Source organism: Actinoplanes teichomyceticus ATCC 31121 (assembly GCF_003711105.1).
GTDB lineage: Bacteria > Actinomycetota > Actinomycetes > Mycobacteriales > Micromonosporaceae > Actinoplanes > Actinoplanes teichomyceticus.
The window spans coordinates 4,567,819-4,594,142 of the sequence record NZ_CP023865.1 but is presented as its reverse complement, the minus strand read 5'-3'; the positions used below and the strand labels follow the sequence as shown (position 1 = coordinate 4,594,142).

The 26,324-nt window shown below is 75.2% G+C and carries 22 protein-coding genes; 5 read left to right on the top strand and 17 right to left on the bottom strand.

The genetic code is table 11. The features are described 5' to 3' along the window. Positions 1-81: 81 nt before the first annotated feature. The 5 genes from ACTEI_RS20290 to ACTEI_RS20270 form a co-directional block, all read right to left on the bottom strand. A complete protein-coding gene (locus ACTEI_RS20290) occupies positions 82-735 on the bottom strand; it encodes a hypothetical protein (protein WP_307837886.1) in 654 nt (217 codons plus the stop codon). 242 nt (positions 736-977) lie between these two features. Further along, the gene (locus ACTEI_RS20285) at positions 978-1,739 is read right to left on the bottom strand and encodes a DUF6807 domain-containing protein (RefSeq protein WP_122979090.1); all 762 of its coding nucleotides are present in this window, start codon (positions 1,737-1,739) and stop codon (positions 978-980) included. Positions 1,740-2,028: 289 nt separating this feature from the next. Continuing rightward, a complete protein-coding gene (locus ACTEI_RS20280) occupies positions 2,029-2,328 on the bottom strand; it encodes an STAS domain-containing protein (protein WP_122979089.1) in 300 nt (99 codons plus the stop codon). Further along, entirely contained in the window at positions 2,325-6,425 is a 4,101-nt protein-coding gene (locus ACTEI_RS20275) for a SpoIIE family protein phosphatase (RefSeq protein WP_187645956.1), read from the bottom strand. Before ACTEI_RS20275 ends, ACTEI_RS20280 begins: the two co-directional genes overlap by 4 nt. A 241-nt stretch (positions 6,426-6,666) precedes the next feature. Then, positions 6,667-7,074, bottom strand: coding sequence for a YkvA family protein (locus ACTEI_RS20270; protein WP_203723696.1), 408 nt, complete (start codon positions 7,072-7,074; stop codon positions 6,667-6,669). Between the two features lie 83 nt (positions 7,075-7,157). Between ACTEI_RS20270 and ACTEI_RS20265 the strand changes: the two genes are divergently transcribed. Next, positions 7,158-7,589, top strand: a complete 432-nt coding sequence (locus tag ACTEI_RS20265; protein WP_122979087.1) for a PPOX class F420-dependent oxidoreductase — start codon at positions 7,158-7,160, stop codon at positions 7,587-7,589. On the opposite strand, the gene ACTEI_RS20260 is transcribed toward ACTEI_RS20265, so the two are convergent. The 6 genes from ACTEI_RS20260 to ACTEI_RS20235 are packed head-to-tail and all read right to left on the bottom strand — an operon-like array spanning position 7,565 to position 14,169. Then, the gene (locus ACTEI_RS20260) at positions 7,565-8,410 is read right to left on the bottom strand and encodes an HAD family hydrolase (RefSeq protein WP_122982284.1); all 846 of its coding nucleotides are present in this window, start codon (positions 8,408-8,410) and stop codon (positions 7,565-7,567) included. The genes ACTEI_RS20265 and ACTEI_RS20260 overlap by 25 nt on opposite strands. Beyond that, positions 8,407-9,552 carry a non-hydrolyzing UDP-N-acetylglucosamine 2-epimerase gene (gene wecB / locus ACTEI_RS20255; protein WP_122979086.1) on the bottom strand — a complete coding sequence of 382 codons (1,146 nt, stop codon included), beginning with the start codon at positions 9,550-9,552 and terminating at the stop codon, positions 8,407-8,409. The genes ACTEI_RS20260 and wecB overlap by 4 nt, the downstream gene beginning before the upstream one ends. Then, complete coding sequence (locus ACTEI_RS20250; protein WP_122979085.1) at positions 9,549-11,555, bottom strand: ATP-grasp domain-containing protein; 2,007 nt, start codon at positions 11,553-11,555, stop codon at positions 9,549-9,551. The genes wecB and ACTEI_RS20250 overlap by 4 nt, the downstream gene beginning before the upstream one ends. Next, entirely contained in the window at positions 11,552-12,934 is a 1,383-nt protein-coding gene (locus tag ACTEI_RS20245; protein ID WP_122979084.1) for a glycosyltransferase family 2 protein, read from the bottom strand. Before ACTEI_RS20245 ends, ACTEI_RS20250 begins: the two co-directional genes overlap by 4 nt. After that, positions 12,931-13,617 (bottom strand): PIG-L deacetylase family protein, encoded by a 687-nt coding sequence (locus ACTEI_RS20240; RefSeq protein ID WP_239082453.1) that lies wholly within the window; start codon positions 13,615-13,617, stop codon positions 12,931-12,933. Before ACTEI_RS20240 ends, ACTEI_RS20245 begins: the two co-directional genes overlap by 4 nt. Positions 13,618-13,626: 9 nt before the next feature. Next, positions 13,627-14,169, bottom strand: coding sequence for a hypothetical protein (locus tag ACTEI_RS20235; RefSeq protein WP_122979082.1), 543 nt, complete (start codon positions 14,167-14,169; stop codon positions 13,627-13,629). A 222-nt stretch (positions 14,170-14,391) separates the two neighbouring features. On the opposite strand from ACTEI_RS20235, the gene ACTEI_RS20230 reads away from it, so the two are divergent. Further along, positions 14,392-16,512 (top strand): protein kinase domain-containing protein, encoded by a 2,121-nt coding sequence (locus ACTEI_RS20230; protein WP_239082455.1) that lies wholly within the window; start codon positions 14,392-14,394, stop codon positions 16,510-16,512. On the opposite strand, the gene ACTEI_RS20225 is transcribed toward ACTEI_RS20230, so the two are convergent. The 3 genes from ACTEI_RS20225 to ACTEI_RS20215 all read right to left on the bottom strand — a co-directional run bounded on the left by ACTEI_RS20225 (position 16,509) and on the right by ACTEI_RS20215 (position 19,383). Beyond that, entirely contained in the window at positions 16,509-17,360 is an 852-nt protein-coding gene (locus ACTEI_RS20225; protein ID WP_122979080.1) for a hypothetical protein, read from the bottom strand. The genes ACTEI_RS20230 and ACTEI_RS20225 overlap by 4 nt on opposite strands. A gap of 195 nt (positions 17,361-17,555) precedes the next feature. Further along, complete coding sequence (locus ACTEI_RS20220) at positions 17,556-18,563, bottom strand: 5'-3' exonuclease (protein WP_239082454.1); 1,008 nt, start codon at positions 18,561-18,563, stop codon at positions 17,556-17,558. Between the two features lie 22 nt (positions 18,564-18,585). Continuing rightward, entirely contained in the window at positions 18,586-19,383 is a 798-nt protein-coding gene (locus ACTEI_RS20215; protein ID WP_122979079.1) for an SDR family oxidoreductase, read from the bottom strand. 484 nt (positions 19,384-19,867) lie between these two features. On the opposite strand from ACTEI_RS20215, the gene ACTEI_RS20210 reads away from it, so the two are divergent. Beyond that, positions 19,868-21,793, top strand: a complete 1,926-nt coding sequence (locus tag ACTEI_RS20210) for a LysM peptidoglycan-binding domain-containing protein (RefSeq protein WP_164466030.1) — start codon at positions 19,868-19,870, stop codon at positions 21,791-21,793. 119 nt (positions 21,794-21,912) lie between these two features. On the opposite strand, the gene nadE is transcribed toward ACTEI_RS20210, so the two are convergent. Continuing rightward, entirely contained in the window at positions 21,913-22,722 is an 810-nt protein-coding gene (nadE, locus tag ACTEI_RS20205) for an ammonia-dependent NAD(+) synthetase (RefSeq protein ID WP_122979077.1), read from the bottom strand. Positions 22,723-22,824: 102 nt separating this feature from the next. Beyond that, positions 22,825-23,430 (bottom strand): CGNR zinc finger domain-containing protein, encoded by a 606-nt coding sequence (locus tag ACTEI_RS20200; RefSeq protein WP_203723697.1) that lies wholly within the window; start codon positions 23,428-23,430, stop codon positions 22,825-22,827. A gap of 45 nt (positions 23,431-23,475) precedes the next feature. Between ACTEI_RS20200 and ACTEI_RS20195 the strand changes: the two genes are divergently transcribed. Both ACTEI_RS20195 and ACTEI_RS20190 read left to right on the top strand, forming a co-directional pair. Next, the gene (locus ACTEI_RS20195) at positions 23,476-24,213 is read left to right on the top strand and encodes an MBL fold metallo-hydrolase (protein ID WP_122979075.1); all 738 of its coding nucleotides are present in this window, start codon (positions 23,476-23,478) and stop codon (positions 24,211-24,213) included. 112 nt (positions 24,214-24,325) lie between these two features. Further along, positions 24,326-25,882: a sensor domain-containing diguanylate cyclase gene (locus tag ACTEI_RS20190; protein WP_122979074.1), complete on the top strand. Its 1,557-nt coding sequence runs from the start codon at positions 24,326-24,328 to the stop codon at positions 25,880-25,882. Positions 25,883-25,984: 102 nt separating this feature from the next. On the opposite strand, the gene ACTEI_RS20185 is transcribed toward ACTEI_RS20190, so the two are convergent. Next, positions 25,985-26,314: a hypothetical protein gene (locus tag ACTEI_RS20185; RefSeq protein WP_122979073.1), complete on the bottom strand. Its 330-nt coding sequence runs from the start codon at positions 26,312-26,314 to the stop codon at positions 25,985-25,987. Positions 26,315-26,324: the final 10 nt, after the last annotated feature.

Here is a 26,324-nt window from a genome sequence, read left to right as displayed (position 1 = left end):
CCGGGCTTGAGGAAAGGCGGCCGGCTCCCGTGCGGGAGCGCCCCCCGTGCGCGAGCCGGCGGGGAGCGACTCCGGCGCCGGTCAGGCCAGCAGGCACTCGCGCATCTGCTTGCCCGGGTTCCACTGCCCGACGATCCGGCTGACCGCGGGGTCCAGCACGTTGACGCTGTTGTTGCGGCGCATCTGGGCGCGGGTGGGTGCGGGCAGCGGCGGCGGGTCGGACATCTCGCCGCGGATCGCGGTGGCCGCGGTGATCAGGTTGACCGCCAGGGTGGCGCCGTCGACGTCCACCAGCACCCGGCCGAACTCCCAGCCGGCGATGGTCAGGTCGAGCACCTCGAACATGTGCGCGAGCAGCGGCAGCGGGTCGAGGACCCGAACCGTCTCGGCGGGCCGTCCACCCACGACGGTGACCGCCGCGGCCACCTGGACGTACGGATGCAGCCCGGCCGGCGCGGCGAACAGCGGCGACTTCAGCCGCTTCCCGGCGGCCTCCCACAGTGGCCGGTAGTTGCGCCGGTCGGCGGTCAGGCCCAGCGCGGCGCTCTGCGCGGCAACGTTCGCATACGCCCCGTCGGCGAATTCGTGCAGCACGGTGGCCGCCACCGCCAGCCCATCGAGGCCCTCCAGCAGCGTCGCGGCCGCCGGGACCTGGTCGGCGAATCGGCCCGGCGCGTGCGGCCCGAACCGTTGCCGCAGCTCCCGCAGGAGTTCCTGCTGCCGGACGGGGTCCATTTGCACCCGTCGCCTGCCGAGTCCTCGGAGCCAGCGCATGTCGCCTCTTTCCACCGCGTGCCCAACCGCCGCAAATGCTAGAGGGCGGCGAGGCACACGTTCCCGTCACCCTTCCTATTTCGTACGGCATGAGCCGTACGTCCCGGAGCCGCCACGCGGCGTGCGGATTCCGGTGTGTCCGGGTCCCGGTTCCCCGTGCGGACCGTGACCCTGTGCGGTGCGGGGACACGGTCGCGTGCGCGTCACACGCCCGGGGGTGCGCCGCCCGCGCGGGTCTCGCAGCGGCGGGCGAGCACGGGCGTCCGGGGCCGGACCGGCCGGTGCCGCGGGTGCGCGCCCGGGCAGATCTCGCCGCGCCGCGGGGGCGGCGGGCCGGTGAGCGCGTCGCGGCCCAGGGCGGCGAGCGCCGGGGCGGGCCGCGCGGCCGGGGCGACGACCACGGCGTAGCGGAACGCGACGGTACGGTCGGCGCCCAGCACCACCGGCCCGGCCTCGAACGGCGCCGGGCTGAGCCCGGCCGACCAGCGCGGGGGGTGCTGGAGGTTGGCGCTGTCGTCGACGACCACCACGGTGCACCCGGCGGCCCGGGCGGCGCGCCACTCGGCGCGGCCGGCCGCCGGGGCGGTGACCGCCGGCAGTGCCAGCGGCGGGCCGTCCAGCGGGAGCGGCGCGCCGGAGGTGTTCGTGACGGTGTGCTCCAGCAGCAGCACCCAGGTGTCGCCGCCGGCCGGCGCGGTGGTGAGCGAGCGCCATTCGGCCACCGCGGGCCAGCGCAGGTGGTGCGCGATCGTGGCGGCCTGCGGGGTGGCCGACAGCTCGGTGAACGTGACGTGCCGGGCGGCCCCCGGATCGGCGTGGGGCGGGGCCCAGGTCACCGGGGTGGGGAGCCGACCGCCGGCCAGGTGTGGGCGCGGGGCGCCGTAGGCGTACATGAAGAGGGTGAGGTCTCCGGCGGCGACCGTGACCGATCGGCCGGCCGTGAGGTCCGCTCGCATCCGGCTCATGCCGGTGCTCCCGCGCCGGCTCCGGCCGCGCGCCATCGGGAGGCAGGGGGTCGCATGCGTCTCCTCCTAGCAGGTTCCGACTCGGTGTGGAGCGCACAAATTCCGACGAGATCAATCACGATCCCCCAGAGTCAACCCCCGGCCCGGAGTGGGCGTCAAGGGTCGCCGGGCTAACGGCTGAATAACAGCTTGCCCACCCAGAGTGGTTATTTCGATACCCTGCGTAGTGCTGGCGGGTGGCGCGGCGCCTCATCGGCCCGGACAGGAACGAACAGCGGCGGCGGCCCGGTCAGCCGGCGCGCACCGTGGTCAGGTCCGCCAGACCGGAGATGGACAGCAGCGGGGTCAGCAGCGGCCCGGCCACCACCTCGATCCGGTCGGCGTGGCGGAACAGCGCGGCCAGCCCGGCGCTGTCCAGATATTCCACCCCGGTGAGGTCCACGACCAGCGTGCCGCCCTCCGGCGGAACGGCCGCGCTCAGCGCCGCCGCGAAGGACTCCGCATTGCTCATGTCGATCTCGCCGGCCGCGGTGAGAACCGGAACACCGCCGGGCCCGTTGCCGGCGGTCAGCGTGAGCGCGGTGGTCATGACGCGATCCTCGTCTGCATGTCGATGATGGTCCCGGTCTGGCCGGTGGTGATGGAGACCTCGCCCATGAAGGCCCGCATCAGCATGATGCCGCGCCCGCGGTGCGGATTGTCCGCCGGCCGGGGAACCTTCCAGCGCCCGCTGTCGACGATCACCAGGCGCACGTTGTCCGCGGTCGCGGCGGCACGCAACCGGATCAGCCCGCCGCGCAGGTCGCGGTGGCCGTGCTCGATGGCGTTGGCGCACGCCTCGCCGGCGGCGACCAGCACGTTCTGGGTGGTGCCCGGGTCCACCCCGCAGCGCTCCAGCCAGCCGCGCAGGGCGCTGCGGATCCCGGAGAGCCGGGCGGCGTCCGCCGGGAACTCGATCTCCAGCGGGCCGGGCTGGCGGTACAGCAGCAGGGCCACGTCGTCGTCGTACCCGCCGGCCGGGGCGAGCCGCTCCATCACCTCGGTGGCCAGCTCGTCGATCGGTGTCCGCCGGCCCGCGCGGACCGCGGCGGCGGCCTGCTCGATCCCGGCGGTCAGCGGCCGGCGGCGGCGCTCGACCAGCCCGTCGGTGTAGAGCATCAGGGTGGTACGGGGCGGCAGGTCGTACTCGGCCTCGTGCCGCGGCTCGTCGGGGCGGATCCCGATCGGCCGGGACCGGCCCCGGTCGAGCAGCGCGGTGGCGCCGTCGGCGAGCGCGACGATGGGCGGCGGGTGACCGGCGGCCGAGTAGCGCAGGTGACCGTTCGCCGGGTCGAGGACCCCGCAGAACACGGTCGCGCAACTGGCGCCGGGCAGCAGCGCGGCGAACCGGTCGAGCGCCGCCAGCGTCCGGGCCGGGCTGCTGTCGCGCAGCAGCAGGGCGCGGCACGCCGAGCGCAGCTGGCCCATCACGGTGGCCGCCGACAGGCCGTGACCGACGCAGTCGCCGACCACGATCCCGATCCGGCCGTCCGGCAGCGGGACGGTGTCGTACCAGTCGCCACCGACCCGCAACGGCCGGGTGGCCGGTTCGTAGCGCACCGCGAACCCGGCCGGCAGCCGCGCCGGGCCGAGAATCGCCCGCTGCAGGGCCAGGGCGGTCTCGCGTTGCTGGTCGATCTGGTGCACCCGGCGCAGGCCCTGCCCGAGATGCCCGGCCAGCAGCGCCAGCAGCGTCTGGTCCTGCTCGGTGAACGGGCGCCGGTTGCCCAGGTCGACCCAGAGCACCATGGTGCCGGCCGGGTGCTCCAGCGCGATGCCGGCCCCGGCGGTGTGCTCGGTGACCGGGGTGAGCAGCGGCGTGTCGCGCAGGGCGAGCAGCGTCTCGCGGCGCTGCCCGGGCAGCTCGTCCCAGCCCGGGCCGGCCTCGGTGGCGCTGAGCGCGGGCGGCCCGGCGCCGTCGAAGACCGCGGCCAGCACGTACCCCGCCTGCCACAGCCCGCGCAGCTCGTCCAGGGCCCCGGCGAGCGCGTCGGCCAGGCGGTCCGCCCCGGACAGGCGCATGCTCAGCGCGGCCAGCGCGGTCTCCCGCTGGATCGCGTAGTGCTCGTCGGTGACGTCGCGGAACGTGCCGACCACCACGCGCCGCCCGGTCTCCGGGTCCCGCACCCGGTTGAACGCGGCAGCCACCCACAGCCGGTGCCCGTCGCGGTGGGTGACCGGGACCGTGTAGCCGCCCCGCCGGTCCTGCATCAGCATGTCGAAGGCGGCCGCCACCTGCGCGAACGCCTCCGGTTCGACCTGCTTGTCCGGCCACCACGGGTGCACCGGCGCGTACGGCAGACCCTCCGGCCCGTAGCCGATCATGTCGGTGAACGCGGCGTTGATCTCGACGACCGCGCCGTCCTCGTCGCAGACGAAGAACGCCTCCTGCAACGAGTCGACCAGGGCCGTACGCCAGCGGGCGTGGTGGTTGCGCAGCCGGGCGAGCTCCACGTTGGCGCGGACCCGGGCCAGCAGTTCGGCCGCCGAGAACGGCTTGAACAGGTAGTCGTCGGCGCCCGCCTCCAGCCCTTCGATGGAGGCTTCCTCGCCGGCCCGGGCGGACAGCATCAGCACCGGGATCCCCGCCGTGCGGGTGTCCCCGCGCAGCGCGGCGAGCAGCTCCAGCCCGTTCAGGCGCGGCATCATCACGTCGCTGACCAGCAGATCCGGGGCGGCGGCCCGGACCGCGTCGAGCGCCTGCCGGCCGTCGCCGACCGCGGTGACCCGGTGCCCGGCCGAACGCAGCAGCCGGCTCAGGTAGTCGCGCATGTCGGCGTTGTCGTCGGCCACCACGATGTCGGCGGTGGCCCCGGCGAGCCGGCCGATCGCCGGGTTCGGCTCCAGCGGCGTCCCGCCGTCGGCGGCGCTGGGCAGCCAGCGGTTGGCCTCCTCGACGAACGGCTCGGCGGTGGCCGAGACCGCGGGCGCCTCCCGCGACCCGGTCGTGGCCACCGCGCCGGGCGGCAGGTGCGCGGCGCCGAACGGCAGCCGGACGGTGAACGTGGTGCCCTTGCCCGGGCTGCTGTCCGCCTCCACCGTGCCGTGGTGCAGGCCGACCAGCTCCTTGACCATCGCCAGGCCGATGCCACTGCCCTCGTGCGAACGGGAGCGGGCGTTGTCGATGCGGTGGAAGCGCTCGAACAGCCGGGGCATCTCCTCGGCGGCCACCCCGATCCCGGTGTCGGCCACGGTGACGACCGCGTGCCCGTCCTCGGCGTGCACCGCCACCCGGATGGAGCCGTCGAAGGTGAACTTCAGCGCGTTGCTCAGCAGGTTGAGCACCACCTTCTCCCACATGCCGCGGTCCACCAGCACCGGCTCGGGCAGCGGCGGGCAGTCCACCGCGAACGCCAGCCCGGCGCGTTCCACGGCGGACCGGAACACGCTGGCCAGCTCGGTGGTGGCGGCGGAGAGGTCGACCGGCTCGAAGCGGGCCTGCATCCGGCCGGCCTCCAGGCGGGAGAAGTCCAGCAGCGCGTTGACCAGCTTGCCCAGCCGCAGCCCGTTGCGGTGGATCACGTCCAGCTCGTCGCGGACCTGCGGGTCGGCGCCGTCGAGGCGGGACCGCAGCTCGTCCAGTGGCCCCAGGATGAGCGTGAGCGGGGTACGGAACTCGTGGCTGATGTTGGAGAAGAACGTGGTCTTGGCCCGGTCCAGCTCGGCCAGCTCCTCGGCGCGCCGCTGCTGCGCCTGATAGCTGCGGGCGCTGGCGATCCCGGCCGCCACGTGACCGGCAACCAGCTCGATGAAGCCCCGGTACGCCTCGTCGGCCGGCCGGTAGCGGTTGAGGGCGGCGACCAGGAAGCCGTACGGGGCGTCGCCTCGCCGCCGCAGCGGCACCAGCAGCGCCTGCCGGGGCGGCTCCGGCCAGTCCCCGGTGGGCAGGCCGGTGGCGTCCAGGTCGACCAGCTGCGACTCCGGACCGTCCGGGCCGGCCGCCGGCCACACCGTGTCGCCGCCGAGCACCCCGGGAGCGGCCGGGTGCCCGGCCGGGATGCCGGACGCCGCACGCAGCCGGGCCCCGCCGTCCTCGTCGAACAGGTACGTCAGCGTGAACGGCAGGTCGCGCCGGTTGCGTCCCAGCTGCTCGTTGGCGAACGCCAGGGTCTGCTGCTCGGTGCGGATCACGCTCGGGTCGGATCCCAGGTCGCGCAGCGTCGCCATCCGCCGCTCGGCGATCACCCGGTGGGTGTCCTCGCTGACCACGCAGAGCATCCCGACCAGGGCGCCGTCGTCGTCGCGCAGCGGGCTGTAGGAGAACGTGTGGTAGCTCTCCTCCGGGTAACCGGAGCGCTCCAGAAACAGCAGCAGGCCCTCGTCCCAGGTGGCGTGGCCGGTGTCGAGCACGTTGCGGATGCGCGGGCCGATGTCGGTCCAGATCTCCGCCCACACCTCGCGCGCCGAGCGGCCCAGCGCCCACGGGTACTTACGGCCCAGCGTGTCCCGGCGGTACGCGTCGTTGCAGAAGAACGTCAGATCCGGACCCCAGGCCATCCACATCGGGAACCGGGACGACAGCAGGATGCTGACCGCGGTCCGCAGGCTCTGCGGCCATCCGTCCGGCGACCCGACCGGGGTGCGCCCCCAGTCGACCGCGGCCAGATCCCGGCCCACCTCGGCGTCCGCAGCGAAGACGTCGCTCACCGTACGAATCTTCTCCTCACCGGCACAGCCCGCTCACAAAATATCCGCTCGGCGCGCCCCGCCGGCAGCGGGTCGTGCTACCGGTACGGCGGCGCCGCCCCACCACCGGCCGGAGCGCAGAGGGCCACCACGCCCGGTGACCACCGGTGTCCCCGGTTGCGCTGCTCCGGCTTCTTCTACCCGCGTCGTGGCCGGGACGAACCCCGCGGCGCGCGGCACACCGGCGGAGCGGGCGCCGGGGTCAGCGGTCCAGGCCGGTGAGCCGGCTGAGGGCGGCGAAGCCGGCCTCAGTGCCGGGCCAGTGCCGGCGGACGGCGTCGAGCCCGGCGCGCCGGACGGTGGAGCGCAGCACCGCGGTGACGATGATCGCGTCGTCGGCGTAGCCCAGGACCGGGACGAAATCGGGGATGAGGTCGAACGGGAGCGCCAGGTAGGCCAGCAACAGGCCCAGGCGGATCCGTACGCCCGCCGGCAGGGTCCGGTCGCCGGCGAGCCGGCGCAGCAGCCGCAACAGGTCCGGCAGCAGTCGCAGCGCCTCGCTCAGCCGCTCCCGGTCCGGCTTGGCGGCCAGCAGGGCGATCAGCAGCGCCAGCCAGATCAGCAGGACCGCGGCGCCGATGCTCAGCAGCGTCTGCCACCACCAGGCCACGGCGGCTCCCTCCACTCGGTGCGTCCGCCCGGCGGATCGGGTGATCCGGAATACCCGGCGCGGGCGGGAACTTGGCGACAGATATGACGACCGCATTCGATCCGCGGGCGCTGCTCGCGGAGAGCCGCCTCGGTGTCCTGGCCACCCTGCGCAAGGACGGACGCCCGCAGCTGTCTCCCATCCTGCCCTACTACGACCGGGACGCCGAGACGATCTACGTCTCGGTCACCGACGGCCGGGCCAAGACCGCCAATCTGCGCCGCGACCCGCGCGCCGCGATCGAGGTGACCCGGCCGGACGGGCGGGCCTGGGCGACCGCCGACGGCGACGCCACCCTGATCGGCCCGGGCGACGACCCGTACGGCCCCGAGGTGCAGGCCCTGGTCGACTACTACCGCCGGGCGGCGGGGGAGCACCCGGACTGGGACGAGTACCGCTCCGCGATGGTCGCCGACCGCCGGGTCCTGCTGGCCCTCAAGGTGACCCGGGTCTACGGGGAGGACCTCGGCAGCTGACGCCGATCGCCGCGGTGCTGCCGGTCTCGGTGGTGACCGGCACCCCGGGGCGCGGGTCCCAGCGTCGCCGGATCCGCACCCCGGCCGCGGTCCGCGCCCCAGCGCGAGCGCGCCGGGCCGCCCCGGCCGCAGAGGAGCAGGGCGGCCGCGGCGGTCAGGTCGGCGACCACGGCGGTGGCCGCGGGCTCGTCCGGGGCCGCCGCGTACTCGCCGGTGCGGACCCGGATCGACCGCGCGCCCAGCGCCACCGCGACCGCCACGTCCTTGCCGGGCCGGTCGCCGATCACGACGAGCTCCCGCGGCGCGACGCCGAGCAGCCCGGCGGCGTGCCGCAGGCCGCCCGGGTCCGGCTTGCGTGCGGCTCGGCCGCCCAGCTCGTCGGTGATGACCACGGCGTCGAACCAGCCGGACAGCCCGGTGGCGGCCAGCTTGGCGCGCTGGATCACCGGGTTGCCGTCGGTCAGGCAGACCAGCCGGTAGCGTTCGCGCAGCCGGGTGAGCGCCTCGGGCACGCCGGGGTAGTGCGGCAGGCGCCGCGGCCGGTAGGCGGTGAACGCCGCGACCAGCGCGGGCACCAGCCGGCCGGCGCGGTCCGGTGGCAGGCCGTAGGCGGCCAGCGCCCGGTCGATGGTGCCGCCGCGGTCCGAGCCGGCGATCAGCTGGCGGCGGACCGCGCGGCCGAGCCGGAACGGATCCAGGCCGGCGGCGGCGCCGGCGCGGCCCACCGCCCGGGCCGCGCCGTACAGGTACGCCGCCTGCGGGTAGAGCGTGTCGTCGAGATCGACGACGACGGCGGCCGGTGGGCGGCGCAGCGCGGTCACCGCGCCCACGGCAGCCGCCCGCCGGTGTAGTCCGGCTCGTCCAGGGCCAGCAGCGCGTCCATCGCCGGGTCGGCGAGCAGCCCGGCGATCCGGGCGCCGGTGTGGCCGTCGCCGTACGGGCAGGGCAGCCGGGCGGTCCGGGCCAGGGACTGCGGAGCGCTGAGCCGGTGCGCGGCCTCGACCGCCCGGCCGGCCTCGTCGTCGGAGCCGATGCCGGTGAGCACGGCGGCGCCCGCCTCGACGCCCTCCCAGCGCGGCGTGGAGCGGCGCAGCACCACCACGGGCACGCCCAGGTACGCCGCCTCCTCCTGCAGCCCGCCGGAGTCGGTGACCACGACGCGGCTGTGCGCCAGGACGTGCAGCAGATCGTCGTACCCCAGGGGGTCCTGGCAGAGCACGCCGGGCAGTGCGGCCAGCCGGTCCAGCAGGCCGTGCTCGGTCAGGCGGGCACGGGTGCGCGGGTGGACCGGGAAGCGGACCGGGCCGATCGCGGCGAGCCGGCCGACCACCCGGACCAGGCGCGCGAGCCGGGCCGGGTCGTCGACGTTGGCGGCGCGGTGCGCGGTGACCAGCACACCGTGCCGGCCGGCGGGCGGCGCCGGGCGGATCCCGCGCTCGCGCAGCGCGTCGACGACCGGGTTGCCGACCACGAAGATCCGCTCGTCCGGGACGCCCTCGCCGGCCAGGAACGCCGCGGCGCGCGCGGTCGGCGCGAAGTGGACCTGGGCGGTGGCGGCGGCCACCCGGCGGTTGACCTCCTCCAGGCTGCGCGGGTTGAAGCTGCGCAGCCCGGCCTCCAGGTGCGCGAACGGCACGCCGGCGCCGCGCGCGGCGAGCGCGTACGCCGGAACCGTGTGGGTGTCGCCGAGCGCGAGCACGACGTCGGCCGGGTGCGCCGCGAGAACCTCGGTGGCGCCGCTGAGCAGCGCGGCCAGAAGGCTGGGGCCGGCGGGCGGGGTGAGCCGCACGTCGGCGGTCAGCCCCAGCGCGCGCTGCACGTCGGTGCTCATCGCCGCGTCCCGGTGCTGGCCGGTGTCCACGGTGGTGACGTGGTGGCCGGTGGCGCGCAGGGCGTGCACGACCGGGGCCAGCTTGATCACTTCGGGGCGGGTGCCGAACGGCACGAGGATCCGGCGGTTCACCGGGCCGGCTCCAGCTCGGGCGCCCCGGCCGGGGCCGCGGTCTCGGTGGCCGGGTAGAACACCTCGGCGAAGTGCCGGGTCATCCGCAGGCCGTCGCGGAAGCCGAGGGAAGGCAGCTTCGCCTCCGGCTCCAGGATGCCCCGGACGTACGTGTTCACCACGTCCGCCCCGGCCGCGAGCGTCAGCGGCAGCCCGCCGGAGAACCGCGGGTTCACCTCGACGATCGTCACCTCGCCGGTGTCGGCCACGAAGCCCTGCACGTTGGCCGGGCCGGTGTGCCGCACCGCGCGCAGGGTCGCCGCCACCACCTCGGTCACCGCCGGCGAGGCGAACGTGGTGCCCCGCACCGAGATGCCGCCCCGGGTCTCCTCGCGCCACCGCGGCACGCAGGCCACCATCGTGCCGTCCCGGTCGACCAGCGCGTCGGCGGTGAACTCCCGCCCGCTCAGCCGGGTCTGCACGATCGCGCCGGGCACGGTGGCGAGCGCGTGCGCCAGCTCGCCCGGGTCGTCGACGAGCACGACGTCGCGGCTGCCGCGGCCACGGGCCGGCTTGACCACCCACGGGCCGGGCACCCGGCGGGCGCCCTCGGCGGTCCAGGCGGTCACCGGGTGCGGCACCCCGGCGGCGTGCAGCGTGGTGGCGAACGCGACCTTGTCCAGGCAGAGGTCGGCGTGCTCGGGCAGCCAGGTCCGGACGCCGAGCCCGGCGAGCGCGCCGGTGAGCGGCGTCAGCGCGGCGTACTCCTCGGCGACCGTGCAGACCAGGGCCGCCGGGCGGTGCTCGGCGATCACGGCGAGCAGGGCGTCGGCGTATCCGGGCCGGTCGGCGCGGGGCAGCACGGCGGCGCGGGCGGCCAGGCGCAGGCCGACGGCGTCCGGGTTGGCGTCCAGCGCGAGCACCTGCTCGCCGGCCGCCTGCAGGGCGTGGATGACGGCGACGCCGGCCGGGCCGCCGGCGCCGGTCACGGCGATCAGCCGGCCGGTGGGCCGCGGCCGGTGCGGCGCGCGCATCAGCCAGGCGCGGGCCCACAGGCGCAGGGCGACCACGTCGGCGGAGTGCAGCGGCTCCCACTGGCGTTCGGCGATCGCGTCGGCGAGCGCGTCCAGCACCATCGGGTCGGTCTCGTAGGAGGCGACCGCGAGCAGCGTGGCGGTGTGCACGGCCAGGCCCTTGGCGGCCAGCCGGCGGACGATCTCGGCGCGCCGCTGCGGGTTCTCGTGCCCCACCCGGTAGTCGACGCGCCGCTGCTCACGGCGGCGGGCCAGGCGCCGCGACAGCGCCTCGGGCAGCACCCGGCGGTGCACGAACGCGGCGACCCGCACCCGGGGCGCCCGCGTTTCGGCCTCGACGGGCACCCGGTGGCCCAGGCCGGGCTGGGCCCAGGCGGCGGGGCGGTCGGCGGTGTGCCGCCCGGAGCGGTCCTGCTCGGCGCGCTGTGCGTCGTACATGGTCAGTCCGATCATGATGAGCAATCCGAAGAGGGTGTACGCGAAGTTGATGGCCGCGCCGATCCAGTCGTGGAAGAACACCAGCGCGTCCACCGCGAGGTAGCGGCCGGCCAGCAGGGACAGCACCAGGCGGACCTGGTTGGCGGCGAGCACGAAGGTGCTGGCGGCGAGCAGGCCGGGCAACGCCTGGGGCCGCTGCCGCAACGCCACGCAGGCGAGCGCGGCCAGCGCCAGGACGCTGCTGAGGATGGTGCAGGAGCCGGTCATCTCGGCGACGACCGGCTCCATCCGCGGGCCGAAGACCACGAACGAGTCGCCGAGCACACCGGAGATCCGGTCCACCCCGAGCAGGTCGACGAGCTCGGCGGCGAGCGCCACCTCGAACCGGCGGGCGTGGTCGACCAGCAGCAGGTAGCCGGCGACGCAGCCGGCCACCGCCCCGGCCAGCTCGATCATCACCAGCCGCAGGCGGCGGACGGTCGCGCCGGCGGGCCGGCGACCGGCCGCCCGGTGCAGCGTCCGGTCCAGCCGCGCGGCGATCAGCGTGCTCATCCGGCCGGCTCGAGCTGCCGGGGCGCCGCGACCACCGACGTCGCGCCGGAGCGGGCCGTCTTCGACCAGGTGTACGTGGTGCCGGCCATGCCCTCGAAGTACGCCTTGGTGGCCGTCATGATCGACATGCCGAACGCCGGGATGAAGCCGACCAGCGTCCACACCGCGCGCCGTTCCACCCGGCCCAGCACCAGACCCACCGCCAGCTCGCAGAACGGCCCGGCGAACAGCAGCGCGGACAGCGACACCATCTGGATCGCCGACGAGTTCCCGACGCCGAACGCGTGCAGCACGATCAGCAGCAGGCCCAGCCCGCACAGCACCGGGACGTGGTACACCCACAGGAACAGGATCGTCTCGACCTTCTCGGTCACGCTCAGGTGCGGCGTCCGCAGGATCGGCCGCCAGTAGTCGCGCAGGCACTTCTGGTGTCCGCGCGCCCACCGGTAGCGCTGCTTCCAGAAGCGCCGCGAGGACAGCACCGCCTCCTCGAAGTCGACCGCCGACGGGTCGTAGCGCACCCGGTGACCGTCCAGCAGCAGCCGCAGCGTCAGGTCGGTGTCCTCGGTGACGGTGTCCGGGTTCCAGCCGCCCAGCGCCCGGATCAGCGAGGTGCGCACCGCGCAGTTCGCCCCGCCGTACGCGGGCAGCTCGAACAGCGCCTGCCGGCCGTACTCGTTGACCAGGTAGCCGGAGAGGTAGTCGACGAAGATCGTGGAGGCCAGCGACGACTCGACGCCGTTGCGTACCACGCAGCGGCCCATCACCGCGCCGACCCGCGGGTCCCGGAAGTGCCGGGCCAGGCGGCGCAGCACGTCCGGCTCCGGCTGGTGGTCGGCGTCGAAGACCACCGCGAGTTCCGAGTCGGTCAGCGCCAGCGCGTCGTTGAGCGCCCCGGACTTGCCGCCGCCGGCGCCCGGCTCGCGGTGCAGCACCCGCAGGCGCGGGTCGGCGGCGGCCCAGGCGTCCAGCCGGGCGCCGGTGCCGTCGGTGGAGGCGTCGTCGACCACCACCACGGTCAGCGCGTGCGCCGGGTAGTCGAGCGACAGCAGCGCCGCCACCATGCCGTCCACCACCAGCTCCTCGTCCTTGCAGGCGACGAGCACGGCCACCGTCGGGGTGAAGTCCTCCACCCCGACCAGCGGCGCGTTCAGGTCCCGTTCGGCCCACCGGGCGGCGGCCACGGCGAAACCGAGGTGCCGGAAGAAGAAGATCAGAAAGACCAGGTTCAGGGCGGTGGCCAGCCAGCCCAGCGTCCGGTCGAGGCCGAACAGCAGCAGCGCCGCGACGAACACCGCGCCGTGCGCGGCCAGGGCGAGCCGGTAGCTCTCCCGCGACCGCGGACCGCGGCGCGGGCGGTGGCGGCCACCGGCGTTCATGTCACCCCCCGGCTTCGGTACGCGGCCTGGTACACCGGCATGTCGGCCAGAGCCGGCGGCAGCTGAGGCGGCGGCGACAGATCCCACACGAAGCGGGACGGCACGAACGCCTCGGCGAACCGGACCCGCGCCTGCGCGCCGAAGTGCCGTGCCGAGGCGGCCACCACCTCGGGGTCGACCATCGCCGAGCTCGCCACCTGGCTGCGGTGACAGGCCAGCGCGGCCAGCTTGCGGTCCAGGTGGGCGGAGATGTCGACGTACACCGACGGCTCGAACCGGGTGGTCGACGGGCTGCGGTAGTGCAGCACCCGCCGGTTGTGCCGGGCCGCGGAGACGGTCGCCGCGGCCACCGCCCGGTGGTCCTGGTGCGAGTCGTCCGGCGCGTGCACGTACACCACATCGGCCTCGGTCTGCCGGATCGCGTCCTCGATCACCGCGATGGTCGCCGCGTCGGCCTGCACCGCGCAGTCCTGCAGGCGGCCCCACAGCAGCAGGCAGTCCAGGCTGCGGGCGGCCGTCTCCGCCTCGGCGCGCCGCTCACCGACCGGCCCGGGACCGTTCTGCCCGCCGGTCACCACCAGCATGGTCACCGCGTCGCCGGCCGCCCGGTGCGCGGCCAGGGTGCCGCCGCAGCCGAGCTCGATGTCGTCCGGGTGCGCCCCGATCGCGAGTACGCTGCGCATCATCATGGCTCAGGCGGCCCTGCGACGCTTGCGCCACAGCACGAACGCGGCCACCGCGCCGGCCACGACCAGCGCGGCCAGCGGGCCGGTGCCGTTGCCGCCGGCCGGCAGGCTGACATCCTTGCCGCAGGTCGGCTTGGTCCAGGCGGCGACGACCGTCTTGCCGCCGACCCGCCAGGTCACCGTGGTGTCCCGGCTGATCCAGCCGGTGGCGAACGTACCCTTGTGGACGCCCGGCTCGAAACGGGTGGTCACCGTGTGCGTGGTCCGCCGGGTACTGCCCCCGATCAGTTCGATCCGGTTGTTGTCGCCGGCCGCGATGGTGCCCGCCGAGGAGGCGGTGCTGACATAGCCGAACACCGCCCGGTAGGTGTTGCTCGCGCTGTCGCGCAGCACGCAGTCGCAGGTCGGGGTGCCGGCCAGCGTCTTCCAGGTGGCCGCCGCGGTGCCGGTGTTCAGGGTCAGCGCGGCGACGGCCGCCACGACCAGCGCGACGGCGCCGGCCACGATCAGGCCGCCCCGGCGGCGCAGGGACGAGGGCACGAGGCGCATGGGGTTTCCTTCGCGGTCGAGGGCGTTGGCGAGGGACCCATCGGTCGCCGTGCCCGCCGGTTGAGTGCGAGCCGGTTGCGGCTGCGTGCCGGCTGACCCGTACCGGGCGGACGGCGCGGCGTCGCGGCCGGACCGGCCGGAAACCGAGATCGATGCCCGGCTGGCAGAATCAGCGGTTGGCTCGGCGCCCCCCTTCCGGAAGGATCATCCAGCTTGGCGAGTGTGCATCCGTCCGGCGCGGACGAGCGCAGCCGGCTCGACGCGGTCCGGCGTGCCGGGCGCGGGTCGCGCCGGGACTACGCGCTCGACCCGCGGCCGATAGCGCGCGGTGGCCAGGCCACGGTGCACGGCGCCGTGCACAAGCCGACCGGTGTCCGGGTCGCTTTCAAGAAGGCCGCGTTGCGCGACCGGCACTCGCTCGCCCGGATGCGCCGCGAGATCGAGGCGGCCCGGCTCTTCGGCGATCATCCGCACGTCATGCCGGTGCTGGACGCCAGTCCCGCCCATGACTGGTTCGTGATGCCGCTGGCCTGCGGCACGGCCAGGACGCTGGCCGCGGGGCCGGCCGATCCGGCGTCGTTGCGTGAGCTGATCACCGCCATCTGCGACGCGCTGCGCGAGCCGCACCGGCGTGACTGGATCCACCGCGACCTCAAACCCGACAACATCCTGCGGTTCGACCGGCGGTGGGTGGTCGCCGACTGGGGCCTCGGCCGCCGCCCGCGCGGGACCACCACCGATCCGGCGCGCACCAGGGTGGGCGGCGAGTTCGGCACGGCCGGCTTCGCCGCTCCCGAGCTCGCGGTGAACGCGCATCTGGCCGGCGCGCAGGCCGACGTCTTCAGCATCGGCCAGATCGTGGGCTGGGCCTGCACCGGCCGCGACCCGCAGCCCAACGTTCCGCTGCTGCCGCCGTCCGGTCCGTGGCGGATCATCGCGAAGGCCGCCACCGCCCACGACCCGGCGCGCCGCCCCGACGGCGTCGACGGGTTGTTGGCGTTGATCGCCGCCGAGTTCGACCCGGAGCCGGCGGCCGCCCGTGCCGCCCGCCTGACCGGCGCGATCCGCGACGGCGACGGCAGCGCGCTGGTCGAGCTGTTCAGCCTGGCCGGCCACGCGGGCGACGACCACGCCCGATTCTTCGACAGCGTCGTCGACCTCCCGGCGGACCGGGTGCGGGCCGCGGTCGCGGCCGACCCGGCGACCGCCGCGGAGGTGGTCCGCTCGGCCCCGTCCTGGTACGCCGGCACCGCGCCGTCGCCGGCCCGCCGCCGTCGGGTGGTGACCTGGCTGTTAACGATCGCCGGGCACGCCGCCGGCCTCGGCGAGTGGGACCTGCTGGAGGACGCCGTCGACAGCGCGCTGCACCTGGACGCGGCCGGCGCCGCCGCGGATGCCGGGGGCGCCGTGCGGGCCTGGCTCTCGGCGCAGTCCGGGCAGGCGGCGTCGATCGCCGCCGTGTCGCTGCGCCGGCATCCCGAGGCGTGCGCGCGGCACACCGCGCTGATCGGCGCCGCCGCCGTCGACCACCGGATCCGGGAGGCGGTACGGGCCGCCGCCGCAACGCACCCGGCCGCCGCCGGGCCACCGGTCCCGGACGGCGACGACGCGGCCCGCGACGATCCTCCCGGTGACGGTCCGACCCAAGGCGATCTTTCCGGTGACGGTCCGACCCGGGGCGGTCCTTCCGGCGACGTTGCCCGGGGCGATTCTCCCGGCGACGGCTCCGGTCGTGACGATCCGGCCGGTGGCCGCCGGTCCGAGATCGTGGTGGTCGCCGTGATCGGCGTGGTGGCCGCGGCGCTCGCCGTGACGATTCCGCTGCTCGACGAGGCGGCCGGCGACCAGCCCGGCGGGCGCGGCAGCGGCGCGGGCGCCAGCGACGCGCAGACCGGCCTGCCCCGCCGGCCGACCGAGCTGGCCGACACGCCGCAGTTCAAGAACTTCGTCAAGCCATGGGACCAGTACCCGGCATGGGTCGCCTGCCGGACCGGCTCCGGCGACACCCTGCTGAACGGCAGCTTCCCGGCCCGGCGTGCCGAGCCTGAGCCACCCGTCCACAGCCTGTCGTGCGGCAACGGCGGGAACCTCACCGTGATGTTCGCCGAGTTCCGGCCAGGGGCCGGTTTCGCCGGCGTGTCGCAGCGCTACCTCAGCGCCCCGGCGGCGGAGCACCCGGTCGGAACGGAGCGGACGCCGCCGTCCGGGACGCACGTGTTCCAGTGGAGTGCCACGCACCGCGCCCTGGTCTGGACCGACCGGGAGGCACAGACGATCGGCGTGGTGACCACGGACAGCCCGGCCGCCGATCTCGTCGAGATCTGGAGCCGGTACCGGGCCTAGCCCGGCAGTACCTGATCCGCCCGGGCCCACCCGCACCGGCGGTGGCCGCCGGCGGCCACCGCGGTCACCAGCAGCCAGTCGCCGCGTTCCTGCGCGCTCAGGTAGGGGCTGACCGCCAGTTCGGTGGTGAGCACGGTGGCGTACCGCGCGGGCGACCCGATCGGCGGCGCCGCGTCGTCGGGCGCGGTGCGCAGCTGCACCGCCGACGGGGGCGACAGCGGCACGGTCAGCTCGTGCGGATTGCAGGTCTCGATCGGGCCGAAGTCCGGCGCGACCCGCACCGGCCAGCCGTCGCGGATGCCCACCACGTAGGTGACCGGCACCGACCCGCCGCCCGCGCAGTCGTCCCGGCCCATCTCGGTGATCAGCATGCGAACCTGGAAACCCGCCGGTGTGGCGGTCACCGAGTCGATCGGGCCCGCGCACCGCGACGTCTCGGCGATCGGCCGGCGCACCTGCACCGCCCGGCCGTCCTGCCACAGCCAGATGTACCAGGCGAACGAGAACATCTGGCCGCCGTGGCTGTGCAGTCCGACCGCGGCGTCCTCGTCACCGTCGGCGTCCAGATCCAGGTAGGCGCTCGGGCCCAGCATCTGCCAGGACATCCCGCCCCAGGCCGCCGCGGGGGCGCGCCGGGCCCGGCCGCCGGTCAGCTGGACGGTGGACGCGCTCATCGCGTCGACCCATTCCGCGGCGCCGAAATCGAAACCGCGAATCTCGCTCGACACCGCGCGCGGTGCGGGCGCGGCGTCGTCGCAGCCGGCCGCCCCGCCCAGCACGGCGAGCCCCATGATCAGGGGCGGTGCCGACCAGCGTCGCCTCCGGGCGGCGGTGAACAGTGCGGGCACGTGATCAACCATTCCGGGGGATCGATGTGTCCCGCAGGGTAACCCGCGCCGGCGCCGGACGGCCACCCGACACCGCGGGGCCCACCGGAAGCCGCGTCGCCGGCCGGCGCGCGGCGGGCGTCGCGCGGCCCGGCCCCCGGGGCTCGGCCGGTGGCCTGCGGGCGGGACGGCGGGTTTCGTACCCGGAAAGGGTTGTCAGAAGAGCGCGGCCTGGCCGGGGATCGGGTCGCGGCGGCCGGACATCGCGGCGCGCAGCACCCGCGGCCGCAGGGTCGCGGCCCAGGCGGGCTCCGGTTGCGGTGGCCCGTCGACCGTGGCGTCGCCTCCGGTCAGCGCCCACAGCGACGGCCCCAGATTGATCCCGTGCGCGCGCAGAGCCTGGCGGATGACCAGGTAGTCCAGCGGCAGCCGGGCCGACTCGGGGCTGGGGACGGGCAGGTCGTGGCGCATCCGCATGAGCCGGCGGTTCCGGTCGACGATCTCCCGGGCCCCCGGCTCGCACAGCGCGGCGGCGGCCGGCTCGCCGACCACCTCGCGCACGGCGGCGTGGCCGGCGCGCCACGCCTCGTCGACCGACCGGAACGCCGCCAGCAGCCGCGCCGCCGTGCGGGCCCCGAAACGCCGCACGCCGGGCAGGTTGTCCGACGGGTCGCCGCGCAGCGCCGCGAAATCGGTGTACTGCCAGGGGTGCACGCCGTACATCGCGGGCAGCGAGCCGGAGTCGACCAGGACCGACCGGTCGAACCCGCCGTTGCGGACGCGCAGCACCGAGGTGCTGTCGTCGATCAGCGCGAACGCGTCCCGGTCGCTGGTCATCAGCACCGACCGCCAGCCCAGCCGCCGGGCCAGCGCCGCCGAGCTGGCGAGCACGTCGTCGGCCTCCCAGGCGGGCGGGACGACCGTGCCCACCCCGGCGGCGCGCAGCAGGTCCGGGGCGGCCGCCAGCTGCCGGGTCAGCTCGGCCGGTTTCGCCGGCCGGTGCGCCTTGTAGCCCGGGTGCTGGGCGCGCCGGGCCGAGTCGCGCGGGCAGTCGAAGCCGACCAGCACCGCGTCCGGGCGTAGCTGCGCGGCGGCCCGGGCGAGGTAGCCGATCAGGCCGCGCAGCGCCGGGGCGGGCTCCGGCGAGCCGTCGCTGGCGTGGTACGCCCGGTGCAGCAGGCTGTTGCCGTCCAGCACCAGCAGCAACCCACCCGCACGCGACACCCGACGAGCATAGCCGCCGGGCTCAGCGGGCCAGATCGTGCTTACGGTGGGTGAGCCGCTCCACCAGCCGGGCCGGAGCCACCCGGCGCAGGGCGAAGACCAGCGGCGCGTTGCTGCCCACGGCGTACCGCTGCCGGGGCCGCGCCGCCTCGATGGCGGTGACGATGGTCGCCGCGACCCGCTCCGGCGGCACCCCGGCCTTCTCGTTGCGATTGAGCGCGGCCAGCATCCGGCCGAAGTCGGCGCGGTGCGGGGAGTCGTCGGCGAGGTACACGGTGCGCCGCTCGCTGAGCCCGGTGTTGATCGAGCCGGGTTCCACCGTGGTCAGCCACACCCCGTACGGCGAGTACTCGTGCCGTGCCGCGCTGGCGAACCCCCGGAGCGCCGCCTTGGACGCGACGTACGACGACCGGTACGCGAGCGGGAACGACGCCAGCATCGAGCCGACCATCACCACCCGGCCCCAGCCGCGCTCGCGCATCCCGGGCAGCGCCAGCTGGGCCAGCCGTACCGGCCCGAGCACGTTGACCTCGAACAGCCGCCGCAGCGCGTCCGCCGGCAGTTCCTCCAACGGCCCGGACTGGCTCTCGCCGGCGTTGTTGACCAGCACGTCGACGTGCTGGAGCGGCTCGGCCAGAGCGGCGATGGACTCGTCGGAGCCGAGGTCGAGAGCGGTGTACTCGACGCCGTCCACCCGGTGGCCGATCGAGGACGGGTCCCGGCTGGTGCCGATGACCCGGTAACCGCGTGCGACCAGGGCGGTGGCGGTGGCGAGCCCGATGCCGGAGGAGGCGCCGGTGACCAGGGCGGTGCGCTGCATCCGAGCAACATAGCCGGTGCCGGGCCCCGATGGTGGCGGGCGCGCGCCGGCAGCGGCCGATCGGCGCGTGCGGCGAGCACGTACGGATGGCGCCATGTGATTCTTCTCCCTCGCGGAAAAAGATGCCGCCGGCATTTCCGGTCGTTTCCGCATTCGCGGCGAACGCGATTCCGGTCCGCGGTGGGCGAAGTCCTCGGCGGATGCGGCGCCGGCGGTTTCCGGGGACGGAGCAATTGCGTGACCGCATCTCTCGCCGCCGGGAGAGCCGCGCCCGCAATCCCCATTTGCAGGTCTGGTGCGGGATCGCGATCTGCCGGTCGGCGATCGGAATCGGCCATCGTCGCCGGCTGTCCATGATCCGACCGCCCCCGGACGGGTGAATCGGCCTATGGTGGCCCGATTGGCGCAGGTCGATGCGGATGGTCCGGTGACCGCCTCCGCCCGGCGTTCTCTCGGCCGCACACTTCGACGGGGAAGGAAGGCCATGCCACGTCTGCCGCACGGACGAGTCATCACCGATCAGGAAATCAACCGGGCCGCCGGTGACCTCGCGGAATTCAGCGCGCGCTCGCCGGCACGATTCGCGCTCACTCCACCGGTGGACGCGCACAGCTTCGACTTCCTGTTCCCCGGGCTGCAGGAGGACGAGGCGAATCTGCTGCCCGCGACGGCGAACATGCCGCAACTGCTCAAACGGCTCGGCGCGACGATGGTCGACCCGGACCGGCCGGGTGAGGACAGCCCGATCCCGGCCGCCTACACCTATTTCGGGCAGTTCGTCGACCACGACATCACGCTGGAGGTCGGTTCGGCGGCGATCGGCGACCTGCTCGACCCGGCGATGACCCCGTTGCCGCCGGAACAGATCCGTGGCACGCTGCGCAATCTGCGCACCGGCAGCCTGGACCTGGACAGCGTCTACGGCGCGCCCGCGCCGCGCGATCCGGCCGACCCCGCGAAACTGCTGGTGGGCAGGGTCAGCCCGACCGGCAGCACCGAGCCGCCGTTGGCCCGCCCGCCCGGCAAGGGCGACGACAACGACCTGCCCCGGGAACCGGCCGGCGGCGACATCGAGCACGATCGCGCGGCACTGACCGGCGACCCGCGCAACGACGAGAACACCATCATCGCCCAGCTGCACGTCGCGTTCCTCAAGGCGCACAACGCGCTGGTCACGCGGGGATTCTCGGGCACCGAGGCGCAGCGCATCCTGCGCCAGCACTATCAGCACATCGTCGTGCACGACTTCCTCAAGCGGATCGCCCAGCCGGAGATCGTGGACGACGTCGTCACCCGCGGCAACCGCTGGTTCGATCCGCTGGCCACGCCGCTGCGGATGCCGCTGGAGTTCGCGGCGGCCGGCTACCGGTTCGGCCACACGATGGTGCGCGCGGCGTACAACTTCAACGTCAACTTCCACCTCCGTCCGGGCGGCGTGCCCGCGACGCTGGAGCTGCTGTTCACCTTCACCGCGCTCAGCGGGCAGCTCGGCGACTTCGCGACGCTGCCGGAGAACTGGATCATCGAGTGGGAGAACATCATCGGTGACGATCCGGCGGTCGGCAAGGCGCGCCGGATCGACACCCGGGTCGCCACCACCGGCAACCGGGCGCTGTTCAACCTGCGCACGGTGACCGGGGTGACCGAGACGCCGGCGGACGCCGCCCGGCTGCCGGTACGCAACCTGCTGCGCGGTTACCGGCTGCGGGTGCCCACCGGACAGGCCGTCGCCCAGCTGCTCGACCTGCCGGTGCTCGGCAAGGACGAACTGCTCGCCGCGGCGGGCGGCCCGGAGCAGGTCGCCGCGCTGCAGGCGGGCGGGTTCGAGTCGCGTACCCCGCTGTGGTTCTACATCCTCGCCGAGGCGAACCACTTCCACCGGGGCGCGCGCCTGGGCCCGGTGGGCAGCACCCTGGTCGCCGAGGTGCTGGTCGGGCTGGTACGCCGCAGCGCGGACTCGATCCTGCGGCTGCCGGCGTGGCGGCCGTTCCTGCCGGCCGCCAAGCGGGACACGTTCGAGCTGGCCGACCTGCTACGGCTGGCCGGGGTGCTGACCGGTGGCCAGCCGCCCCGGACGTACACGGTCCGGCGCGGCGACACGCTCACCGGCATCGCCAGGAGCCAGCTCGGCAACGCCAGCCGCTGGCCGGAGATCTACCTGCTGAACCGCTCGGTGATCCGCAACCCGAATCAGATCTTCGCCGGCCAGGTCCTGGCGTTGCCGCCGGCGCAGCCGACCGGCCCGATCCCGCGCCTGTACACGGTCCGGCGTGGGGACACGCTCACCGGCATCGCCCGCGCGCAGCTCGGCGACGGTGACCGCTGGCCGGAGATCTTCGCCCGGAACCGGGACGTGATCGCCAACCCGGACCGGATCGTCGCGGGCCAGATCCTGGTGCTGCCGAACTGACCGGTGCCCGCGCCGGCCGGACCGGCCGGCGCGGGCTCGCCGTGAGCCGCGGCCTCGCTCAGGCCGGGTCGCGCGGACCGCGGGCTCACCGGGATTGCGGGGCCCGCGGGCCGGGCCGCTCAGGACGGGCCCAGCGGCAGGCGGCGCTTGTGGGCGGTCTGCCGGAAGCGCGCGGTGATGGCGTCCGCCACCTGCGGCCGCACCGGCTTGCCCTCGAGGAAGTCGTCGATGTCGTCGTAGCTGAACCCCAGCACGTCCTCGTCGGCGACGCCGGGGCGCAGCGACTCCAGGTCGGCGGTGGGCACCTTGTCGACCAGCCCGGCCGCAGCGCCCAGCGCCCCGGCCACGGCGCGCACGCGCCGCTTGGTCAGGCCCTCCAGGGGTACGACGTCGGCCGCCCCGTCACCGTGCTTGGTGAAGAAGCCGGTGACCGCTTCCGCGGCGTGATCCGTGCCGACCACCAGCCCGCCGGTCGCGGAGGCGACCGCGTACTGGGCGATCATCCGTTCCCGGGCCTTGATGTTGCCGAGGATGAAGTCCCGCTCGGCGGCGTCCCGGGTGGTCAGCCCGGCGGCCACCAGTGCCTGCAGGGCGGCGTCGGCGGCCGGTCGCACGTCGACGGTCAGCACCCGGTCCGGCCGGATGAACGCCAGCGCCGCCTGCGCGTCGTGCTCGTCACGCTGGACGCCGTACGGCAGCCGCATCGCGATGAACTCGGCGTGGTGCCCGTCCTGCCGGGCGCGTTCCGCGGCGAGCTGGCAGAGGCGCCCGGCGGTGGACGAGTCCACACCGCCGCTGATCCCCAGCACCAGGGTCCGCGCGCCGGTGGTGACCAGCGTGCCGGCGAGGAAGGCGAGCCGGCGCTCGATCTCCACCCCGGCGTCGAAGTCCGGGCTGACGTGCAGTTCGCGGGCGATCTCTCGGCTCATCGGCTCTCCTGAGGTCGGGGCTGTCGCGGAAGGGGACGCGTGGTGGATGTACCGGCGTACCGGCGCGGATAAACCGGTGGTGGCCGTGCGGCCGGCGGCCGGTCAGCGCGGGGCGGCCGAGCGCCGGGCGTACGCCCGGGCCGCCCGGGCCCGGTCGCCGCAGCGCACCGAGCACCACTGCCGCCGCCCGCTGCGCAGCAGGAACCGCAGGCAGGGGTGCGAATCGCAGGCGGTCAGGCGCTCGGCGTCGGGGCCGGTGAGCAGGTCGGCGGCGTCGGCGGCGAGCACCCCGAGCGCGTGGTCGACCACCTGATCGGTCGGGTGCCCGGCGGCGCGGTGCAGCCCGCGGTCCGGGTCCCAGCGCAGCTCGGCGGCGGTCGGCACGCGGGTGAGCGCGGCATTGATCGCGGCCAGCGCCCCGGCCGGCGGCTCGCCGCCCGCGACATGCGCCGCGAACAGGTCCCGGATGTGCTCGCGCAGCGCTCGCAGCCGGCCCGCGCACGCCTCGTGCAGGCCGGCGCCGGCCGGGGCCAGCCCGCGCTCGACGAGCCAGCGGGTCGCGGCCGGCGGGGTGTCGAGCAGGTCGGTGGGCGGGACGCCGGGCCTGGCGAGGCGGCTGTTGGCCAGGTCGAGGCCGGGGTGCCGGTCCGCGCCGGGTGCAGCTTCGATCACCCTTCTCACGGTACAGCTTGCCGATATCCGTGACAAACAGCTAGGTTCACGGATGACAGCCCTGCTATCCGTGAGGAAGTCATGTCCGACGCGATCCCGGTCCACACCCTCGGCGGCCCCACCGCCCTGCTCGAGTACGGCGACCTGCGCCTGCTCACCGACCCGACGTTCGACCAGCCCGGCAGCTACACCTCACCCAGCGGCACCACGCTGACCAAGCTGGCCCCGCCCGCCGCCGCCCCCGCCGACCTGGGCCGCATCGACGTGGTCCTGCTCTCGCACGACCAGCACGCCGACAACCTCGACGACGCCGGCCGGGCCCTGCTCGCCGACGTCCCGCTCACCCTGACCACGGTCAGCGGCGCGCAGCGGCTCGGCGGGACGGCCCGCGGGCTGGCACCGTGGGAGTCGGTCACCGTCGGCGCGGTCACCGTGACCGGGGTGCCCGCGCGGCACGGCCCGGTGGGCTGCGAGCCGCTCACCGGCGAGGTGACCGGTTTCGTGCTGACCGGCGCCGGACTTCCCACCGTCTACGTCAGCGGCGACAATGCCGCGCTGGAGCTGGTCGAGCAGGTCGCCGAGCGGTTCGGCCCGGTCGGCACGGCGGTCCTGTTCGCCGGCGCGGTGCGGACCGGCCTGTTCGACGGCGCGCTGCTCACCCTCGACAGCGAGCAGGCCGCCGCGGCCGCCGGCATCCTGGGCGCCCGGCAGATCGTGCCGGTGCACTTCGACAGCTGGGCGCACTTCACCGAAGGGCGTGACGCGCTGGTCCGGGCGTTCACCGCGGCCGGCCTGATCGACCGCGTCCAGCTGCCCTGACCCGGCGACGATCGGAGCGGCCGGCCCGCCCCGATCGTCCGCCCCGGCGCGATCGGCTCAGTTCCCCGCGCCACCGGCCGATCTGCGTCGGCGGGAGTGGAGGGGGTGACCGATGGGTGCCGCGCTGGTCTGGGTGTACGCCGCCGCGGCCGTGCTCTCGGCGCTGTACGCGGTGCTCTCCTGGCGCCGCCGCCGGTTGTCCCCGCTGGCGGCGCCGCTGGCGCTGATCACGGCCGGGGCCACGCACTGGTCGCTGGCGCAGGCGGTGGCCGCCGGCGCGTCGCCGCGCGTCGCGCTGCTGGCGACCTACGCCATGTTCCCCGGCGTCGCGATGATCGTGGCCGGCTTCGTCTGGCACACCACCGTGTTCACCGGGCACCGGCTGGACCGGCTGCGCCGCCGGCAGGCCCTGCTGCTGGTGCATCCGGTGCTGCTGATGCTGTTCGTGCTGACCGACCCCTGGCATCACGCCTTCTTCGACGCGGTCCGCGCCGCCCCGGGCGGCGGCGTCACCGCGGAGCCCGGCCCGCTCTACTGGCTGCACACGGTGTACTGCTACGCCATGATCGGGCTGGGCACCGCGCGCGGGGTGGTCGCGATGCGGCGGGCGGTCCGCGGCCACCGGCTGGTCTTCGTCATCTTCCTGACCGGCGCCTTCGCCCCGGCCGTCGGCAACCTGGTGAGCATCTTCGTGGACATGGGGGAGCGGCAGGTCGACCTGACGCCCGTGCTGTTCGTCGGCACCGCGACGATGTGGTGGTGGGCGGAGCGCTCCGGCCTGTCCGCCCGGCGCATGCCGGTGGCGTACAAGCAGGTGATCGCGGCGCTGAGCGACGCGGTGATGGTGCTGGACCGGGCGGGCCGGTTCCTCGACGTCAACCCGGCCGCCGCGGCGATGCTGGCCGCCCTGCACCCGGCGTCGGCCGGACACGTGGTGGGCCGGCCCTGGCAGGAGATCGCCGGGCCGCAGCTGGCGCCCATCCTCTCCGGGCCGGACCAGCAGGCCATCACGGTGGCCGGCGGCACCGTCTACGACGTGCGCGTGGTCCCGCTGCGGCCGGACCGGGGCGAGTCCTCCGGCACGGTGGTGGTGGTCCGCGACATCACCGAGCTGGAACGGCTGCGTGCCGAGCTGACCGACCAGGCGGTACGGGACGGCCTGACCGGCGTCTACAACCGCCGCCACCTGAACACGGTGCTGCGCGAGCAGGTGCGGCGCGCCGCCGCCGAGGACCGTCCGCTGTCGGCGGTGCTGATCGACGTGGACCACTTCAAGGCGGTCAACGACACCTACGGGCACGCCACCGGCGACGAGGTGCTGATCCGGCTGGCCCAGGGGATCGACGGCGCGGTCGGCACGGCCGGCACGGTGGCCCGTTACGGCGGTGAGGAGTTCGCGGTCGTGCTGCCCGGCATCGACGCGCGGGCCGCCGCGGACCTGGCCGAGCGCTGGCGGCAGGCCTGCTCGCTGGTCGTGGTCGACACCCCGCGCGGCCCGCTGCGCGCCACCTTCAGCGCCGGCGTGGTCCAGACCGCGCCCGGCGCGAGCGCCGAGGACCTGCTGCGGCACGCCGACCGGGCGTTGTACGCCGCCAAGGAACAGGGTCGCAACCGGGTGGTGGTCGGCGACCTGGCCCGCGCGGAAGGTCTCCAGGTCGCCGGGCGGTAGCCCGGGCCGCGGCGCTCGCGGGTCCGGAAGCGATTCCAGACCGGCCATACCACGTACGCAGCGGGTCGCACGGGGCCATCGGCCTGTCCCCGGTGCTGCCGGTCACCCGGCCGGCGGACGGGACCCGGCACCGCTGGTCAGCCCGGCCACCAGCCGGCTGATCTCCGGACGCGACGGCCCGCGGGTGAAACCGGTGAGGCGGTGCAGGAGCACGGCGGGCCGGAACGCCCGGGTCGCCTCCAGCGGTTGCAGGAAGGCCCCCATGCTGGGGATCCCGGCCGCCTCCGCCACGTGGTAGCCGAGCAGGCCCATCGGGGCCAGCAGCAGGTCGGCGTCCCGGGTCGCGGCGGCGACGGCGCGACCGATGTCGAGCCAGTGGGCGGCCAGCGCCCGGGCGAACCGCGCCGAGCTCAGCGGCCCGGCGGCGCTCACCCTGCCGGGT